Here is a 17,731-nt window from a genome sequence, read left to right on the forward strand (position 1 = left end):
GGCTCACTCGGCGCTGGCGTCATCGTCGTCATCGTCCGTTTCGTCCACGCCGTCCTTGACGCCGCGCGCCCGCGCGGCATCGGTGTCGGCCTTGAGCCCGGCCGCGTTGCTCATGAACTGGTCCACGCTGCGGTCGGCGCTGTGCTTGACCTCCGGCGGTAACAATACCGACATGTAGAGCTCGTCCGACAAGCGGCCCGTGCCTTGCAGGTTGGCCATCAGCATCAGGCCGGCGCCGACCAGCATCATGATCGTCGCGGTGGTGGCGAACTGCCTCGTCAAATGCGGCTTGATCGTCTTCAGGTGGAAGAACAGCATTCCGCAGACGATCGCCAGGCTGACCAGGTTGCCATAGCGCGTGAACGCTTCGGCCGACCACGCATACGCCATGGTGCTGCTGGCCGCGCGCCAGATGCCCACCGCCGCCAGGCCGCTGCCCAGGATGAACAGATGCCGGCCCATGCGCGCGTGGCTGCCGAACAGGCGGTTGGCCAGCGCCCACACGCCGCTCCACAGCAAGCCCGCGGCCAGGCTGGATGCAAGCACCAGCAGATAACGGATCAGCGCAAACGGTTCGACATCGGACAGCCATGTCTCCAGACAGCTGAAGACGGCAATCAGCACCAGGCCGATGGTGGCTGGCGTCGCGCCTTCCCAGCCGTGCATGGTGGTGTCGGCAATTTCGGCCGGCACCGGGAAGTCGGCGGCGCGGATGCGTAGGCGGGTGTGGCCGAGGCGCACGACCGTGTCGCCGCCCAGCACCACATCGGTCTGGCGTTTGCCGCGCGCGTAGGTGCCGTTCTTGCTGCCGAGGTCTCGCAACACCAGCTTTTCCCGCGCGTCATCGAGGTCGACGATGGCATGCGCGGCGGCGCTGTGGGCGTCGTCGAGGATGACGTCGTTGTCGTAGCTTCGGCCGAGACGGATCGGCAAAGTATCGGCCTTGTGCCGGTGCAGCACGTCGCCGTTGCGGGCGAGGATTTCGACGAAGTAGGGGGCAATCATTGCGCGCCTCCCGTGGCCGGCTTGGCCGGCGGCGGGGCGGGGATAGCCGCCTTGCCGGCGGCTCCGCTGGCCGGCGTCGTCGTCGACGGCTTGCCCGCCGCTTTCACGGCCGGAGCGCGCGCGGGCACAGGCGCACCCGCCGACGCCAGCGACAGCGATTCGAGGAATACGCGCGACACGCGCATGCCGTTGTCGTACGAAACGCCGCGCGCATCCAACCGGCTTTGCAGGCTCATCAACCCTTGATCGGTGGTGGCCGTCAGCAGCGCGAAGTCGTACAGGCCGGCGAATTTGCGGTAGGCGCGCACGCACAGCACGGCACGCAGCGGCAGGGTCTTGTTCTTGACGAACTCTTCGGTGCAGTTGGGACCGGTCAGGCGGGTGTCCTTGTTGCTGCCGAAGTGCTCGTTCTTGAACGAGGCGCTGGCCAGCTGCGCGAAGCGCAGCTTGTCGAGGCCGGCGCTACGGATGAACTGGTGGCGGATGCTGAGCTGCCCGGTTTGCAGCGAGCCGCTGACGAAGATCGCCGACTCCATCGCGCAACTGGCGTCGTCGACCGTGAACGGCTTGTCGGCCTTGACGTTGGAGCGGCCCCAGCAGCGCATCTGCTCCGATTCGCGCACCGGCACCTGGTACGGTCCCATCGGCTTCAGGCTAAGCGGGCTCGATAGCAATTGATCGACCATCGCGCGCTGATGGCTCAGCAGCTGGCCGGCCACCACCGACGTGAAATCGGCCGGCGCCTTGGCTTGTTGCTCGACCTTGCGCAACAGGTCCTGGGCGAAGCGGGCCGGCACCAGGAAGCTGACCAACTCGCCATCGAGCCGCTTGGAGACGTTGACGCCGGCCACCGAGCCGTCGACCGTCACGCTGGGGCCGCCGCTCATGCCGGAGTTGATCGGGCCGGTAAACATCAGCTGGTCGTAGAAGCTGCGGGCGATGACGCCGTTATAGGCGCCCTCGGAAATGGCGAAGCCCAGATCGAGCGGATTGCCCATCGAGTACAGATACTGGCCCTGCGTCAGGCGCGCCAGCTGGTCCGGCATCTTGAAGAAGCCGGTGCCGTTGCGGTTGACGCGCAGCACCGCCAGATCGTGCAACACGTCGACCGCCAGCAGCTCCACATTGCCGCGCTGGCCGCTGGTGTCGACCCATTCGCCGACGTAGGTGTCCGGATCGAGCGCGAACTGCGACACCACGTGGTAGTTGGTAACGACGAGGTTGCTGGTGCCGATCAAAAAGCCCGAGCCAACGGAAGACTGCGTGCGGCCGCTTTTCAGCAGCGAGCGCACCTGCAGGATGTCGTTCTTGGCCGACGCATATAAATGCTGGGCCGCGCTCGACGGCGGCGGCAGCGGCGCGGTATCTGCCGCCGCAGTGCCGGCAGCGGACGGGTCGGCCGAATCAGGCGGGGCGGGCGGGGACGGCTGCGCGGCCGGTAGCTGCTTGCCCTTGGCCGGCGTGGTGGCGGTCGTTGCAGTGGTGGTCGCTGCCGTCGCGGTCGTGGTCGCCGCTGCGGTGGCCGCGTTGGCGGCGGCTGCCAGCGTCGGCGCAGCGGGGGGCGAGGTGGTGGAGGCGGCCAGCGCGCCAGCGCAGGCCCCGGTCAAGGCGATGGATGTGGCAAGCGCTGTGAATTTCATGCAAACCTTAGACTTATTCTATCGGCAACCTCAGAGCGCGCCATCTTCCACGGCGGCGGGCGTCAAAGGCGTCATCATATGGCCCAGCTTGGCAGCTTTGGTGTTCAGATAATGCTGGTTGAACGCATTGCGGTTGACGAGCAGTGGTACGCGCTCGGCCACCTCGATGCCAAGTTTGGTCATGGCATCAATCTTACGCGGATTATTGGTCATCAGGCGCAGGCTTTTAACGTCGAACTGGGCCAGCATCGGCTTGACCAGCCCGTAGGTGCGCTGGTCCGGTTTGAAGCCCAGCTGCTCGTTGGCCTGGACCGTGTCGGCGCCGGCCTCTTGCAGGCGATAGGCGCGGATCTTGTTGATCAGGCCGATACCGCGGCCTTCCTGGCGCAGGTACAGCAGCACGCCGCGGCCTTCGGCGGCGATCTTCTTGAGCGCGCCTTCCAGTTGGGCGCCGCAATCGCAACGTTGCGAGAACAGCACGTCGCCGGTCAGGCACTCAGAGTGCACGCGTGCCAGCACCGGCTCGCCATCGCCGATATCGCCCAGCACCATGGCCAGATGTTCCTTGCCGGTGGCCTTTTCGACAAAGGCGTGCAAGGTGAACTGTGCCCAGGGCGTCGGCAGGGCGCACGAAGTCATGTAGTCCAATTCGTCTTTTGCCGGTGTTTCCGCGCTCTGCAACATAGCTATGCTCTTCAAATATTGATGATGTAATAAAGTAAAAAAGGCGCGCCGGGCTGTTCGAACAGACCCGGCGCGCCCTTCATCATACCAAAACTGGCGAAAAATTATTTTAGGCCAGCCTTTCCCATGGGGAAGGGTTAACTTGGTAAATCAAACACCAGCACTTCGGCATCGGTTGCCTGTTCCAGCGTCACAAGGTTTTCCTCGGTCAGCTTGAGCGCGTCACCGCCTTTGAGCGCGGTGCCGTTCACGGTCACGTCGCCCCGGATCACATGGACGTAGGCGATGCGGCCTTTGCCCAGCTCGTGTTTCAGGTTGTCGCCGGCAGCCATGATCGTCGCATAGATCGCGGCATCCTGATGCACCAGCACCGAGCCTTCGCGGCCATCGTTCGAAGCGATCAGTCGCAGCTGGCCTTGTTTGCTCTCCGGCGTGAAGTGCTTTTCCTCGTAGCTTGGAGGAATGCCGGCCTGACCTGGCTGGATCCAGATTTGCAGGAAGTGCACCTGGTCCTTTTGCGAACCGTTGAACTCGCTGTGACGCACGCCGGTGCCGGCGCTCATGCGTTGAACGTCGCCGTAATGCAGCACCGAACCGGTACCCATGCTGTCTTTATGCTCCAGCGCGCCGCTCAGCACGTACGAAATGATCTCCATGTCGCGGTGGCCGTGGGTGCCGAAGCCCTGGCCGGCTTCGACCTGGTCTTCGTTGATCACCAGCAGCGGGCCGAAGCCGACGTGTTTCGGATCATGGTAGCTGCCGAACGAGAAGCTGTGGCGGGAATTCAACCAGCCATGATTTGCCAGACCGCGTTCTTCACTTTTACGAATTTGCAACATGATGAGCTCCGTTTCTTCGATTGTTTTCAAGGTTGTGTTCAGCTGATGTGCGATAATTTTGAAGGCTGTTTCGCTGTTTCTTTAACTATCGCCGCATCCATGAATCACAGTATAGACCCCGGATTCCGGATTAAAAAACGGAAAATTTACCCCTCTACTATCGAAAAAATCGAATGCTCAGATTAAGCCTCGAAGCGCTGCAAATCGTCGACGCCATCGACCGTCGCGGATCGTTCTCGGCCGCCGGCAAGGAGTTGCACCGCGTACCGTCGACCATCTCTTATACGGTCGGCAAACTGGAGGACGACCTGGGCGTCCAGGTGTTCGAGCGCAACGGCCCGCGCGTGGTCCTGACGGCGGCCGGCGTCGAACTGTTGAAAGAAGGGCGCTACCTGCTCAAGGCCGCGCAGGACCTGGAGCACCGGGTGCGGCGCGTGGCGTCCGGCTGGGAGACCGAGTTGGCGGTGGGCATGGATTCGATGTTCTCGCCCTGCATGTTCTTGGAGGACATCAACGCCTTCTACGAGGTCGCCCAGCAAACCCGGCTGCGCGTGGTGAAGGAGACGCTGTCGGGCGCCTGGGAGGCGCTGCTGGACCGCCGTGCCGACCTGCTGGTGGGCGTGGCCGGCGACGGTCCGGCCGGCGGCGGCTATGTCTCCGAGCCGATCGGCAAGGTCGAGTTCGTCTTTGCGGTGGCGCCGTCGCACCCGCTGGCCGCCGTCGACGGCGCGCTCGGCCGCGTGCATTTACAACAATACCGGGCCGTCAGCGTTGCCGATTCGGCCCGCCAACTGGCGCCGCGCACCGTCGGCCTGCTGCTGGGGCAGGATACCCTGACCGTGCCGGACATGAAAACCAAGCTGCAATTCCAGCTGGCCGGCACCGGCTTCGGTTTCCTGCCGGAGCCGTGCGCGCGCGCCGCCATCGACGCCGGCCTGCTGGTGGAAAAACAGGTCGAGGAGCCGAAGCCGGCCGAAACCTTCTACCTGGCCTGGCGCAGCGGCGAGCATGGCGCCGCGCTGAACTGGTGGATCGCCCGCATGCGGAAGCCGGGCCTGTTCGAGCGCTTGCTGCGTCATTTACCCCACCACACGCAATCCGTTTGATGCAGAACAGGAAACCGTGGGCGAAAGCGTCACTCGGCGTGACAATGTTGACCGAGGCCAACTGTTTCGGAGTACCATAGCAGCATAACTGACTGTTTTTGCTGGATCATGTATGACCGCCCTGATTGCCATCCCGCCTGTATTCCTGCACCCGCTGGCCGACCGCAACGGTCAGCCCGGCGCGCTGCTGTTCGACGCCGGCGTTTTTGAGCAACCCGATCAGTCCGAACTGCCGCCCGCGTTGCCGGATGCCATCGTCGATGTGTTGCGCGACGTGGCGGGCGGCAGCATGGGGTGTTTCTACCGCGCCGGCCTGAGCGCCGCCCTCGGCACATTACTGGACCAGGCGGGCTGGAAAAAAATGCCCGTCGAGAAGCTGCACCGCGCCGACGCTGAACTTGGCAGCGCCTTGCCGTCCAGCGTGGCGTGGATCGAGGGCGAATGGTTCCTGGCGCCGCCGTCCAAGCCGGTGGGCAGCCAGGTCGCCTCGCGCGCGCTGGCGCTGCAGCTGGTGCAACTGGTGTCGGCCGACGCCGACACCCACGAGATCGAAGCGCTGCTGCGCCAGGACCCGACCCTGTCGTATCACCTGCTGCGGCTGGTCAATTCGCTGGGCATGGGCGCCGGCCGCCGCGTCACCAGTTTTTCGCAGGCGATCCTGATCCTGGGGCGTTCGCAGCTGCGGCGCTGGCTCAACCTGATGCTGTTCTCGTCGCGCGAGGGCGACCAGCGCTCGCCGATGCTGCTGGCGCGGGTGGCGGTGCGGGCGCGTGCAATGGAATTGCTGGCGCGGGATGCCGGCCTGGGCAAGGCGCAGCAGGAGCAAGCGTTCATGGTCGGCATGTTCTCGCTGCTGGGCGTGCTGTTCGGCCTGTCGCTGCCCGAGGTGCTCAAGCCGCTGACGATGAGCGAGGCCGTGCAGCAGGCGCTGCTGGCGCACGAGGGCGAGTTGGGCGAGCTGCTCGGCGTGGTGGAGGCGGCCGAACGCGACGATCACGCCGCGCTGGCCGGGCGTCTGCAAGCGCTGCAGATTGACACCGGCAATTTCAACCAGGTCGCCGCCGACGCGTACTTATGGATGCAGACGGTCGCATCCGGCAAGGCGGGCAAACCCAATGTTTGACGCGATAGAGCGTTGTCTGGCGCTGAGCCAGCGGGCCCGCGGCGAGCAGGGCGAGGCGCTGGCGCTCACGCTGGCGAGCCTGGAGGCGGCGCTGGTCGAGACGCGCGCGGCGATGGCGCCGTCGGTCGATGCCGACGACCACGCGGTGCTGGAACTGGACCTGACCGGCTACCTGACGGCCTGGAGCCCTGGCGCGGCGCAGATGTTTGGCTACAGCGCCGACGAGGCGCTGGGCCAGCACGTGCTGTTCCTGTACGCCGAGGATGACGACGACGGCGCCATCGCCGAGCTCAGCGTCGAAAACGGCGGCGAGCCGGGCGGCGAGGCCGGCGCCACCGCCGAGGTGCGCCGCCGCAAGAAAAACGGCGAGATCATCTGGGTGCGCATGCACATTTTCCTGCGCCACGACGACAGCGGCGAGCCGGTCGGCATGCTGGTGCGGCTCGCCGGGGTGGGCGAGGCGCTGTCGGCGGCCGACAAGATCACCTTGCATGCGCGCATCATCGAGGATAGCGACCAGGGCGTGCTGATCACCGATGCCAACGAGCGCATCGTCTCGATCAACTCGTCCTTCACGCGCATCACCGGCTACACGCCGGAGGAATCGATCGGCAAGACGCCGGACCTGCTGCGCTCGGGCGTGCACGACGCCGAGTTCCGCGCCAAGGTGCGCGCGGCGATGCAGGGCGCCGGCCCCTGGCGCGGCGAGATCATCGGCAAGCGCAAGAATGGCGAATTGTTCCCGCAATCGGTGACGATCAGCGTGGTGCGCGACGGACGCGGCAAGATCAGCCACACGTTCTCGCTGTTCTCCGACATCAGCGAGCACAAGGACGCGCAGGCGCGCATGCAGCGCATGGCCAACTACGACACGCTGACCGGCCTGCCCAACCTGTGCTTGCTGACGCAGCTGGTCGGCCAGGCGATGACCGAGAACCGCCGCTCGCAGGAGTACGGCGCCATGCTGGTGATTGAAATCACCCGCGTCGGCGCCATCAGCGACACGCTCGGCAACGACGTCGGCAACGAGCTGCTGTGCGAGATCGGGCGTCTGTTCCGCTCGGTGCTGCGCGAGGCCGACGTGCTGGCGCGGCTCGACGGCCACAAGTTCGCCGTCGCGCTGCTGCACATCGAAAAACGCGAACACGCCGCCATCGTCGCGCAAAAGCTGCTGGCGGCGCTGGCCGCGCCGATCCGTATCGACGTCCACAGCCTGCAGGTGGGCGCGCATATCGGCATCACCGTCTACACCGAGGACGGCACCGACGTGCCGACCTTGATCCGCTACGCAGACGTCGCCATGAACAAGGCGGCGCAGAACATCGAGGCCGACTTCCTGTTCTACAGCGAGGAAATGAACCAGCGCGCCAAGGAGCATTTGCGGCTCGAGAGCGAGCTGCGCCAGGCGCTCGTCAACGACGAGCTGTTGCTGTATTACCAGCCGAAGGTGAGCCTGCGCAGCGGCCGCATCGTCGGCGCCGAGGCGCTGCTGCGCTGGCGCCATCCGGTGCGCGGGCTGGTTTCGCCGGGCGTGTTCATTCCGGTGGCAGAGGAGAGCGGGCTGATACTCGACCTTGGCACCTGGGTGCTGGAGCAGGCCTGCCGCCAGATCCGCGACTGGCGCGAGGACAATCTTATTATGCCGCCGGTTGCCGTCAACCTGTCGGCGCGGCAGTTCGACAGCCAGCTGCCGCAGCGCATCGCGGCGGTGCTGGAGCGCTATGGCGTCCAGCCGGACCAGATCAACCTGGAAATCACCGAGAGCCTGCTGGTGCGCGGCACCGACAACGTCATCGCCATCATGAACGAGCTGGTGGCGATGGGCATGTCGCTGGCGCTGGACGACTTCGGCACCGGCTATTCGAGCCTGGCCTACCTGAAGAAATTCCCGATCAGCACCTTGAAGATCGACCGCTCGTTCGTGGTCGGCTTGCCGTATGAAGAAAACGATTGCGCCATCGCGCGCGCGATCGTGACGATGGCGCAGCAACTGCGCCAGGAAATCGTCGCCGAGGGCGTGGAAACGGTCGAGCAGATGAGTTTCCTGCGCGAGCTGGGCTGCGACCAGTTGCAGGGCTACCTGTTCAGCCAGCCGGTGCCGGCGGTGGAATTCGCTGCCATGTTGCGCGAAGGCAAGCGATTGGCGTTCGGCACGCGGGCCTAGTCCACTGTCGCGCACCTGAGACACGGCGAGTTGGCACGTTTTTAATAAAGGTGCCAAAATCGGACTGCTATTTTGGCAAGCTGGCTCACTATTCTTCAGGAGACTTCTATGCAAAAACGTACATTTCTGATGCGCGCTACCGCCGCCGTCGCTTTCGCGGGGCTGGCCCTGGGCGGATGCACGACCACCACCACCGATGCCAAGTCCGATCCGGCCGCCGTCAAGACCGAGATCGAGCGCGGCTCCTACGATACCCTGGAGCGGCTGTACAAGGAGGTCAAAGGTTCGCGCGAGCTGGTGCGCAAGGCCAATGGCGTGCTGGTGTTCCCCCGCGTGTTGGCGGCGGGGCTGGTGGTGGGCGGCGAATATGGGCGCGGCGTGCTGCGCGCGGGCGGGCAGACGGCCGACTACTACAGCATGACGTCGGTGTCGGTCGGTTTCCAGGCGGGCGCGCAGTCGAAGGCCGTGGTGATGCTGTTCATGACCAGGGAAGCGCTGGATAAATTCCGCAATAGCAAAGGCTGGACGGCGGGTGTGGATGGTTCGGTGGCGCTGCTCAAGGTGGGCGCCAACGGCGAGATCGACACCACCACCGCTACCGGCCCGGTGCAGGCGCTGGTGCTGACCAACGCGGGACTGATGGCCAACCTCAGCCTGGAAGGCACCAAGGTCACCAAGCTGGCGCTGTAACGGGATTGTTTATAAATCCCACGCGGGGGATATGTGGGCCTTGCCCGCTAATCCACCCGCACGGAAAACGCTGGCTCTTCGCGTCCGTACCGGCTACGCTTGCGGTTTTCATGACTACGAGGAACACGATGAGTCGTAACATCCTGGACGAAGCCCACATCCATCCCGCCATCCGCGCACCCATCAGCGACTATCGCCGCGACCTCATCGCCGAAGTCCAGGCCGCCATTGCCGCCAACAGCGTCGTCGTGGTTGGCATGGGGCTCAATCCTTTCCCCCGCAAAGCCCGCCAGATCCTCGACGCCAACGGCACCCCCTATAAATACCTCAGCTACGGCAACTACTTCTCCGAATGGCGCCCGCGCACCGCGTTGAAGATGTGGACCGGCTGGCCGACCTTCCCGATGATTTTCGTCAAGGGCGTGCTGATCGGCGGCGCCACCGATTTGCAACGGCTCATCAAGAGCGGCGAGTTCGCGACGATGGTGGCGTGATGCTGACCTTGCCGCTACGTTTGCAGCCCGGCGACGACCTGCGCGGCGCGGTGGTCGCGGCCTTGCTGGCCAGCGGCCACCAGGCCGGCTTCGTGCTGCAAGGGATAGGCAGCCTGAGCGTGGCGCAACTGCGCTACGCCGGACAGCCGCAAGCGACGGCGCTGCACGGCGACCTGGAAATCCTGACCCTGGCCGGCTCGATCGCGCCGGACGGCGCCCACCTGCACATGTCGGTATCCGACGCGCGCGGGCAGGTGTCCGGAGGGCATGTCGCCCCGGGTTGCGTGGTGCGCACCACGGCCGAATTGCTGCTGGCCTTGCTGCCGGAGCGGCGCTTCACGCGCGAACACGACCCGCTCACCGGTTACCCGGAACTGACAATCGACTAGTCGGGATCGACCTCGTCGTTGATCTTCTCGGTCAACGCCCGCAATTGTTCCGGCACCGCATCCAAGTGGTAGCGCACGGTGTGGGCCTGCCGGCCCTCGTCGACCTCCAGGTCGTACTGGAAATCCCAGGACTTCGGCTCGCTCTTGACCAGCTTTTCCGGCAACGCGAAAAAGTCGCAGGCCTGCACCAGCTGCTGCATTTGCTCGGCCTGCTCATTCGGCAGCTGCGCCAGATCGATGGTGCGCGTTTGCGCCCCGGCCGGTCCGGCGAAGCCGCCTGTACATCGCAAAGTCATCCGCATCGTGCTTCCTTTCAAATCACACCGACCAGCTTCCATGCTGCCCGCACGGCGTGTTGTTCCTTCGAATCGGCCCCATACAGCAGCTCGGCGGACTGCATCGTCGCCTTGGCCATGTCCGCAAAGCTCGCGTTGGACGTCAGCAAGGACAGCGACTTGTACCAGATCGGCCCGGCCTTGTCCCAGGAGTTGCCCTTGAGCGCGATGCAGGCCGCGTAGAAGGCATGGTTGGGAATGCCCGAGTTGGTATGGACGTCGCCGTCCTCGATATAACCGGCCATCGTTTTAGGTTGGTCATCGCCGGACCAGGTAAGTTCCTTGTTGCCCGGATCGGCCATCGAACGCAGGGCCTTGCCGACGGTCGGTCCCATGATGCCGGCGCCGATCAGCCAGTCGGCCTGGTCGCTGCTCTGCTTGAGTTTCCATTGCTTGACCATGCTGCCGAACACGTCGGAGATGGATTCGTTGAGCGCGCCGCTCTGGTCCTCGTAGACCAGGCCGCCGGGCACGGCGTTCTGCGTCAGGCCGTGGGTCAGCTCGTGGGCGATCACGTCGATGGCGCCGGTAAAGCCCATGAACAGTTTGCCGTCGCCGTCACCGTAGACCATTTGCTGGCCGTTCCAGAAAGCGTTGTTGAAATTCTTTTGATAGTGGACGGTCGAATCGAGCCGCACGCCCTTGTCGTCGATGGAATTGCGCTTCAACACCTCGAACAAGAAATCGTAGGTGGCGCCGGCGCCGTCGTAGGCCTGGTTGACGGTCGCGTCGCTGCTGGCCTTGGCCCCTTCGCCGCGCACCAGCTTGCCGGGCAGGGCGCTCTTGTTCTTGCCGTCGTAGACGGTGCGGCGTTTTTCGCCGGTGGTGGTGATGCCGAAGGCGGCGGTCGTCGGCGTCGCGACCGAGCGCTGGCCGCGCAAATGCGCCGACAGCTCGGCCTGGTCCAGGAGCAGGCAGCGCTCGTGTTCATCGGTCGTCTCGTCGGCCAGCAGGCGCAGCATTTTCGATGAAATGATGAAGCAAGTACAGCGATACGGGTGGTGCGCCATGGGCAATCTCCTCTGTGAGCGATAAACGACTTTATACACGGAATCCAAATTGTCCGATGTCACCTATTGCAACGGAGAAGGCACTGACGTCAGCGCCGCAGCGGATCGAGCAGGGCGCGCAAATCGTTATGGTCGAGCTCGTACATCAACGCGATCAGCGTCCCCAGTTCGCCGGACGGAAAGCCCTCGCGCGCGAACCAGCCGAGGTAATGGCCGGGCAGGTCGGCGATCTTGCGCCCCTTATATTTACCGTAAGGCATTTCACGCGTCAGCAACAGCGCGAGTTTTTCTGAATTCATTTCGGAAAGGATGGAGGAAGTCGGCAGCCCGCCATGATAAATCACTCCGGGGTCAGGTCCACCATTTCTACACGAGCTCAAGCTATACCGACTTATATTTGCGCCACAAGCAAATATCTTCTACCCTTTCGTGTCTTTTTCTCAGCCGCGAAACCCCGGATACTGCATGACATTAACTTTTAAGGAGTGAAGTCATGCCACTTGCCTTGCTGGCGCTGACCATCAGCGCGTTCGCCATCGGCACCACCGAATTTGTCATCGTCGGCCTGTTGCCGACCATCGCCACCGATCTGGGCGTGAACCTGCCGTCGGCCGGCCTGCTGGTCAGCCTGTACGCGCTGGGCGTCGCCGTCGGCGCGCCGGTGCTGACCGCGCTCACCGGCAAGCTGCCGCGCAAGACGCTGCTGGTCTCGCTGATGGTGCTGTTCACGGCCGGCAATCTGCTGGCCTGGAAAGCGCCCAGCTACGAATCGCTGGTGATCGCCCGCATCCTGACCGGCCTGGCGCACGGCGTATTCTTCTCGATCGGCTCGACCATCGCCACCTCGCTGGTGCCGAAGGAAAAGGCCGCCAGCGCGATCGCCATCATGTTCACCGGCCTCACGGTGGCGTTGGTGACCGGCGTGCCGCTCGGCACCTTCATCGGCCAGCATTTCGGCTGGCGCGAAACCTTCCTGGCGGTCTCGGCGCTGGGTGTGGTCGCGTTCATCGGCAGCCTGCTGTTCGTGCCGTCGACGATCCAGCACAGCAAGCCTGCCTCGCTGCTGCAGCAGGTCAAGGTGCTCGGCGAGCCGCGCCTGCTGCTGGTGTACGCGATGACTGCCGTCGGCTACGGCGGCACCTTTATCGCCTTCACCTATCTGGCGCCGATTCTGCAAGAGATCTCCGGCTTCAGCGCCGGCGCGGTGGGGCTGGTGATGCTGGTGTACGGCGTCTCGGTCGCGGTGGGCAACATCTGGGGCGGCAAGCTGGGTGCTGGGCGCCTTCGGCCTGACCGTGCTCAGCGGCCGCCTCGACCGGCTCAATCCGCACCAACAAGCGGCGGGCGAAGCCAAGCGCGCCCGCGTCGCCGCCCACTAATACTCCATGGATACTCCGGGGTCAGGTCCGCCAATTCTACACGTGCTGGTCCGTATGAGCGCTATTACGCAGAGCTCGTGTAGCAATGGCGGACCTGACCCCGGATCTGTTTTACAATGTTTTTTTCATTGACGGCAGACCCGCCCATATTTCATGGCTCATCTTCATCCTACCGGCTGGCAAGAGATGGCCGTCACCGGCACCGCCGCCCGCGAGATCGAGACGCTGACCTATCTCGACGCCACACTCGCCAGCGCTCCCTATCGCATCTATCACGGCGTCCACTGGACCAATGTCGAGAACGGTTTCTCGGCGTACGGCGAGATCGACTTCATCATCGTCGCCCCCAACGGGCGCATGCTGCTGATCGAGCAGAAGTCCGGTTTCCTCAACGAGACGCAGGAGGGCCTGGTCCGCAACTATGAAGGCAAGCCGCGCAAGGTGGCCAACCACATCATGCGTTCGATCAAGGGCTTGACCGAGCGCTTCGGCGGCGAGGTCTCCATCGATTACCTGCTGTACTGCCCCGACTACACCGTACGCAACGCGAATCTGGCGGGCATCGATCCGCGTCACATCATCGACGCCACCAGCAAGGACCGCCTGGCGCAAGTGGTGCGCGACATCCTGCCCATCACCGATCCCAAGCCCGGCGAACAATTCGACAAGGTCACGCGCTTCCTCGGCAACATGCTGAGCCTGCGGCCCGATCCCAGTTCGATGATTGGCAACGCCGCGCAAATGGTCGCGCGGCTGTCCGGCGGCCTGGCGACCTGGGCGCGGCGGCTGGAATTTACGCCGTTCCGCCTGCACGTGGTGGGCACCGCCGGCAGCGGCAAGACCCAGCTGGCGCTGGCCGAATATTCCGCCGCCATCGATGCCGGCCTGTCGCCGCTGTACGTCTGCTACAACCGGCCGCTGGCCGACCATATCGAACGCCTGGTGCCGCCCGGCGGCAAGGTCGCCAGTTTCCACATGCTCAGCGACGCCTTCATGCGTGCCCAGGACCAGGTGCCCGAGTACGGCGCCCCCGGCGTGTGGGAAGAGATCGAGGCGAAGATGACGGCCTCGCCACTGCCCGGGGAGTGGCGCTACGACGTGGTGATCGTCGACGAGGGCCAGGATTTTTCGCCGGCCTGGCGCGATATCCTGCTGCGCATGCTCAAGGACGACGGCCGGGCGATCTGGCTCGAGGACCCCAACCAGAACCTGTACGGCCGCGCGATGGTGCCGCTGCCGGGCTGGGTCACGCTGCATTCGAACACCAATTACCGCAGCCCGCGCCAGATCGTCGATATGCTGGCCTCGATCGGCGCGACCACCTCGCCGGTGGAGGCGGGCAGTCCGTTCAAGGGCGCCGATATCGAGGAGTTGATGTATCCGGAAGGCGATACCGAGGCGATGCTGGCGCAAACCCGCAAGGCCGTCACCTTGTGCCTGGGCGCCGGCTTCGCGCGCCAGGATATCGCCATCGCCTCGTTCCGCGGGCGCGAAAAGTCGGCCATCCTCAACCTGGACAAACTGAGCGATGCCCACACCTTGAAGTCGTTCACCGGCGTGTATGACTTGTTCGGCAACCCCGAGTACCGCGAAGGGGGCTTGCTGGCTGAGTCGGTCTACCGCTTCAAGGGCCAGTCGGCCCCGGCGGTGATCTTCACCGAGATCGACTTCGCCGAGATCGACGACCGGGTGCTGCGCAAGCTGTTCGTCGGCATGACGCGCGCCAGGCTGAAGCTGGTGCTGGTGCTCAGCGAGCGCGCCGAGCAGCAGTTGCTCGACCGGATGTGACCCGCCCCCGCGCTCAGGCGGAGCGCGGCCGCGCCGGATTGCCCATCACCGTCACGCCCGGCGCCACGTCGCGCGTGACCACGCTGCCGGCGCCGATCAGCGCGTCGTCGCCGATGGTCACACCAGGCATGATCAGCGCGCCCGCGCCTATCCACACATTGCGGCCGATGCGGATCGGACGCCCGAACTCCAGCCCTTGCGCCCGCAGCGCCGGCTCGCGCGGGTGGTCGGCGGTGAGGATTTGCACGCCAGGGCCGATTTGCGTCATGTCGCCGATCTCGACTTGCACCACGTCCAGGATCACGCAGTTGAAGTTTAAAAACACGCCGTTGCCGACCTTGATGTTGTAGCCATAGTCGACGTGGAACGGCGGGCGGATCACCACGCCTTCGCCGAGGCCGCCGAGGCGCTCGACCAGCAAGTCACGGTGCTGCGCGGGTGTCAAGCCAACGCTGCGGTTGTAGCGTTCCATCCAGTCGCGCGCGGCCGCTTGGTCGGCCTGAATCTCGGCGTCGGTGGCGTTATAGAAGTCGCCGGCCAGCATTTTCTGTTTTTGCGTTTGTTCCAATTTCGTATCCTTTATGCATAAACGTGCATGAACGTGCACTAACGTGGATGCGAAGATACGCCAATCTCCTCGCCAATGCAACGGTTTTACGCACATTCGGCGCGTTGAAAGGCGACGATTGTCGATTGTTTATGCACGTTTGTGCGTGTTATCATGACGCATGAACCCAATTCTCCCTCTCGAACGGCGCGCCGCCATCGCTCAGCGGCTGGCCGACGGCCAAACGGTTTCCGCCGCCTTGCTGGCGGCCGAATTCGCCGTCTCCGAAGATGCCGTGCGGCGTGATCTGCGCGCGCTGGCGGCGGAGGGACTGTGCCAGCGCATCTATGGCGGCGCCATGCCGACCTCGGCGGCGGCACAGCCGATCGCGGTCAGAAAACAGACCGCGCAGCGTCAGAAGGCGGCGCTGGCGCGCGCGGCGGCGGCCACGGTCGAGCCCGGACAGCTGATTTTTCTCGACTGCGGCAGCACCAACCTGCTCATCGTCGAGTTTCTGAGGGACGGCCTGGACTTGACGGTGGCCACCAATTCCATCGACATCGCCGCCGCCGTGCTCAAGCGCGCCGATCTGCGGCTGATCCTGGTCGGCGGCGTGGTTACGCCGGCGCTGGGCGGCAGCGTCGACGCCGGTGCCATCGCCGCGGTATCGGGCATGAATATCGACCGCCTGTTCCTCGGCGCGTGCGCGATCGCCGCGTCCACCGGCGTCAGCGCCTTCGACCCGGCCGACGCCCAGTTCAAGCGGGCGCTGGTCGCCGCCAGCGCCAGGATCACGGTGCTGGCCACCAACGAAAAGCTCGGCGCCAGCGCGCCATTCCGCGTGGCGCACATCAACGGCATCAGCGGCTTCATCCTCGAGCATGATGTGCCCGACGCGGCGCTCCAGCCGCTGCTGGAAGCGGACGCCGTGGTGTCCAGAGCGGGACCATGGGAAGCGGCGTGATTCGCCAGCAGGCGTAAGGTCCCGCACGGGGAAGTGGGCCGGGGTGTATATTGGCGGCGATTTGAATTACTTGCCGCTGGATAATCCTTATGTCTGCTGTCACGCTGTTTTGCCTGGTTTTCGCTTACTTCGCTTTATTGCTGGCGGTCGCCTGGCGCACCTCCCGCAACGCCACCAACGACAGTTTCTTTATCGGTAATAAAAGCAGCAACTGGATGCTGGTGGCGTTCGGCATGGTCGGCACCACCCTGAGCGGCGTCACCTTCGTCAGCGTGCCCGGCGCCGTGGGGCGCGACGGCTTCGGCTATTTGCAGGTGATCCTCGGCTACGTGCTCGGCTATATCGCCGTCGCCACCATCCTGCTGCCGCTGTATTACCGCCTCAAGCTGACCTCGATCTATCACTACCTCGATGTCCGGCTCGGCAAGCGCTCATATCAGAGCGGCGCCGCTTTTTTCATCCTGTCGCGCACCTTGAGCGCGTCCGCCCGGCTCTATCTGGTCGTCAACATCCTGCAGATCACCATCCTCGACGACCTGGGCGTGCCATTTTGGCTGACCACTCTGGTGATCCTGGGCATGATCTTGCTGTACACCTACGAGGGCGGCGTCAAAACCATCGTCTGGACCGACACCTTGCAAACCACCGGCATGGTGCTGGGGCTGGTGGTCTGCGTCGGCTGGCTGTTGCACGCCATGAACCTCAGCCTGCCCGAGAGCCTGGCGCGCATGCAGGCCCAGGGCCTGACCCACGTGATCACGACGTCGGTCGACAGTCCCGCCTATTTCTGGAAACAGGTGCTGGCCGGCTTCTTCATCGTGCTGGCGATGACCGGCATGGACCAGGAGATCATGCAGAAGAATATCTCCGTCAAGACCTTGCGCGACTCGCAAAAGAACATGCTGATGCTAACGGTGATCCTGTCCGCCGTGCTGGTGCTGTTCATGTTCCTCGGCGGCCTGCTGTACCTGTACGCGCCGACGGTGGGGCTGACGGCCAGCGGCGACAAGATCTTCCCGGCGGTGGTAATGGGCCACATGCCGGCGGCGCTGCAACTGATTTTCTTCATCGGCCTGGTCTCGGCGCTGTTCCCCAGCGCGGACGGGGCGATGACCGCGCTGACATCCACCTTTTGCATCGATATCCTCGGCGTGCAGCGCCGCACCGATCTGGCCGAAGCGGCCAAGGTACGATGGCGTCATCGCGTCCATCTGGGCTTCTGCGCGCTGTTCCTGTTGCTGGTGCTGATGTTCAAATGGATAGACAACGCCAGCATGGTGGGGCTGGTGCTGAAGCTGACCGGCTATACCTACGGTCCGTTGCTGGGCCTGTTCGCCTTCGGCATCCTGACCCGCCGCGCGGTGCGCGACCGCTGGGTGCCGCTGGTGGCACTGGCCGGTCCCGCGCTGTGTTACATCGTCGACGTTAATCAGAAATTACTATTTGGTAACTATCGTTTGGGCCTGGAATTGCTTATCATGAACGGTTTGCTGGTGTTTGGAGGCTTGCTCCTTATTTCCGTACCGGGACAGCGCAGGCCGCATGAAGTATGATCTTGTAAATTACGCAATCAC

17 protein-coding genes and 1 pseudogene are annotated in these 17,731 nt (G+C 64.2%); 10 read left to right on the forward strand and 8 right to left on the reverse strand.

The window, feature by feature from the left end; all coding sequences use genetic code 11:
• Nucleotides 1-3: 3 nt before the first annotated feature.
• The 4 genes from NHH73_10920 to NHH73_10935 all read right to left on the reverse strand — a co-directional run bounded on the left by NHH73_10920 (nucleotide 4) and on the right by NHH73_10935 (nucleotide 4,168).
• Nucleotides 4-1,005, reverse strand: coding sequence for an FHA domain-containing protein (locus NHH73_10920; protein ID USX28758.1), 1,002 nt, complete (start codon nucleotides 1,003-1,005; stop codon nucleotides 4-6).
• Entirely contained in the window at nucleotides 1,002-2,645 is a 1,644-nt protein-coding gene (locus NHH73_10925; GenBank protein ID USX28759.1) for a serine protease, read from the reverse strand. Before NHH73_10925 ends, NHH73_10920 begins: the two co-directional genes overlap by 4 nt.
• Nucleotides 2,646-2,675: 30 nt before the next feature.
• Nucleotides 2,676-3,329 (reverse strand): GTP cyclohydrolase II, encoded by a 654-nt coding sequence (ribA, locus tag NHH73_10930; GenBank protein USX28760.1) that lies wholly within the window; start codon nucleotides 3,327-3,329, stop codon nucleotides 2,676-2,678.
• 137 nt (nucleotides 3,330-3,466) lie between these two features.
• A complete protein-coding gene (locus tag NHH73_10935) occupies nucleotides 3,467-4,168 on the reverse strand; it encodes a pirin family protein (protein ID USX28761.1) in 702 nt (233 codons plus the stop codon).
• A 173-nt stretch (nucleotides 4,169-4,341) separates the two neighbouring features.
• On the opposite strand from NHH73_10935, the gene NHH73_10940 reads away from it, so the two are divergent.
• The 6 genes from NHH73_10940 to NHH73_10965 all read left to right on the forward strand — a co-directional run bounded on the left by NHH73_10940 (nucleotide 4,342) and on the right by NHH73_10965 (nucleotide 10,134).
• On the forward strand, nucleotides 4,342-5,274 hold the full coding sequence (locus NHH73_10940; protein ID USX28762.1) for a LysR family transcriptional regulator: 933 nt from the start codon (nucleotides 4,342-4,344) through the stop codon (nucleotides 5,272-5,274).
• A gap of 112 nt (nucleotides 5,275-5,386) precedes the next feature.
• Nucleotides 5,387-6,397 carry an HDOD domain-containing protein gene (locus NHH73_10945; GenBank protein ID USX28763.1) on the forward strand — a complete coding sequence of 337 codons (1,011 nt, stop codon included), beginning with the start codon at nucleotides 5,387-5,389 and terminating at the stop codon, nucleotides 6,395-6,397.
• The gene (locus NHH73_10950; GenBank protein ID USX28764.1) at nucleotides 6,390-8,561 is read left to right on the forward strand and encodes an EAL domain-containing protein; all 2,172 of its coding nucleotides are present in this window, start codon (nucleotides 6,390-6,392) and stop codon (nucleotides 8,559-8,561) included. Before NHH73_10945 ends, NHH73_10950 begins: the two co-directional genes overlap by 8 nt.
• A gap of 108 nt (nucleotides 8,562-8,669) precedes the next feature.
• Complete coding sequence (locus NHH73_10955; protein ID USX28765.1) at nucleotides 8,670-9,251, forward strand: YSC84-related protein; 582 nt, start codon at nucleotides 8,670-8,672, stop codon at nucleotides 9,249-9,251.
• Between the two features lie 128 nt (nucleotides 9,252-9,379).
• Nucleotides 9,380-9,745, forward strand: coding sequence for a glutaredoxin (locus tag NHH73_10960; protein ID USX28766.1), 366 nt, complete (start codon nucleotides 9,380-9,382; stop codon nucleotides 9,743-9,745).
• Entirely contained in the window at nucleotides 9,745-10,134 is a 390-nt protein-coding gene (locus NHH73_10965; protein ID USX29607.1) for a DNA-binding protein, read from the forward strand. The genes NHH73_10960 and NHH73_10965 overlap by 1 nt, the downstream gene beginning before the upstream one ends.
• Here NHH73_10965 and NHH73_10970 read toward each other — a convergent pair.
• The 3 genes from NHH73_10970 to NHH73_10980 form a co-directional block, all read right to left on the reverse strand.
• On the reverse strand, nucleotides 10,131-10,430 hold the full coding sequence (locus NHH73_10970; protein ID USX28767.1) for a hypothetical protein: 300 nt from the start codon (nucleotides 10,428-10,430) through the stop codon (nucleotides 10,131-10,133). The genes NHH73_10965 and NHH73_10970 overlap by 4 nt on opposite strands.
• Before the next feature lie 17 nt (nucleotides 10,431-10,447).
• A complete protein-coding gene (locus NHH73_10975) occupies nucleotides 10,448-11,479 on the reverse strand; it encodes a M4 family metallopeptidase (protein ID USX28768.1) in 1,032 nt (343 codons plus the stop codon).
• An 89-nt stretch (nucleotides 11,480-11,568) separates the two neighbouring features.
• The gene (locus NHH73_10980; GenBank protein USX28769.1) at nucleotides 11,569-11,778 is read right to left on the reverse strand and encodes a DUF3820 family protein; all 210 of its coding nucleotides are present in this window, start codon (nucleotides 11,776-11,778) and stop codon (nucleotides 11,569-11,571) included.
• A gap of 194 nt (nucleotides 11,779-11,972) precedes the next feature.
• Between NHH73_10980 and NHH73_10985 the strand changes: the two are divergent.
• Together NHH73_10985 and NHH73_10990 are read left to right on the forward strand one after the other, a co-directional pair.
• A pseudogene (locus NHH73_10985) lies at nucleotides 11,973-12,749 on the forward strand (MFS transporter).
• 262 nt (nucleotides 12,750-13,011) lie between these two features.
• Complete coding sequence (locus NHH73_10990) at nucleotides 13,012-14,646, forward strand: ATP-binding domain-containing protein (GenBank protein USX28770.1); 1,635 nt, start codon at nucleotides 13,012-13,014, stop codon at nucleotides 14,644-14,646.
• Between the two features lie 13 nt (nucleotides 14,647-14,659).
• On the opposite strand, the gene NHH73_10995 is transcribed toward NHH73_10990, so the two are convergent.
• Complete coding sequence (locus tag NHH73_10995; protein USX28771.1) at nucleotides 14,660-15,214, reverse strand: sugar O-acetyltransferase; 555 nt, start codon at nucleotides 15,212-15,214, stop codon at nucleotides 14,660-14,662.
• A gap of 160 nt (nucleotides 15,215-15,374) precedes the next feature.
• Between NHH73_10995 and NHH73_11000 the strand changes: the two genes are divergently transcribed.
• Both NHH73_11000 and NHH73_11005 read left to right on the forward strand, forming a co-directional pair.
• Complete coding sequence (locus tag NHH73_11000) at nucleotides 15,375-16,157, forward strand: DeoR/GlpR family DNA-binding transcription regulator (protein USX28772.1); 783 nt, start codon at nucleotides 15,375-15,377, stop codon at nucleotides 16,155-16,157.
• Nucleotides 16,158-16,246: 89 nt separating this feature from the next.
• Nucleotides 16,247-17,710 (forward strand): sodium:solute symporter, encoded by a 1,464-nt coding sequence (locus NHH73_11005; protein USX28773.1) that lies wholly within the window; start codon nucleotides 16,247-16,249, stop codon nucleotides 17,708-17,710.
• The last annotated feature ends 21 nt before the right edge of the window (nucleotides 17,711-17,731 follow it).

It is taken from the genome of Oxalobacteraceae bacterium OTU3CINTB1 (genome assembly GCA_024123955.1).
Lineage (GTDB): Bacteria > Pseudomonadota > Gammaproteobacteria > Burkholderiales > Burkholderiaceae_D > Rugamonas.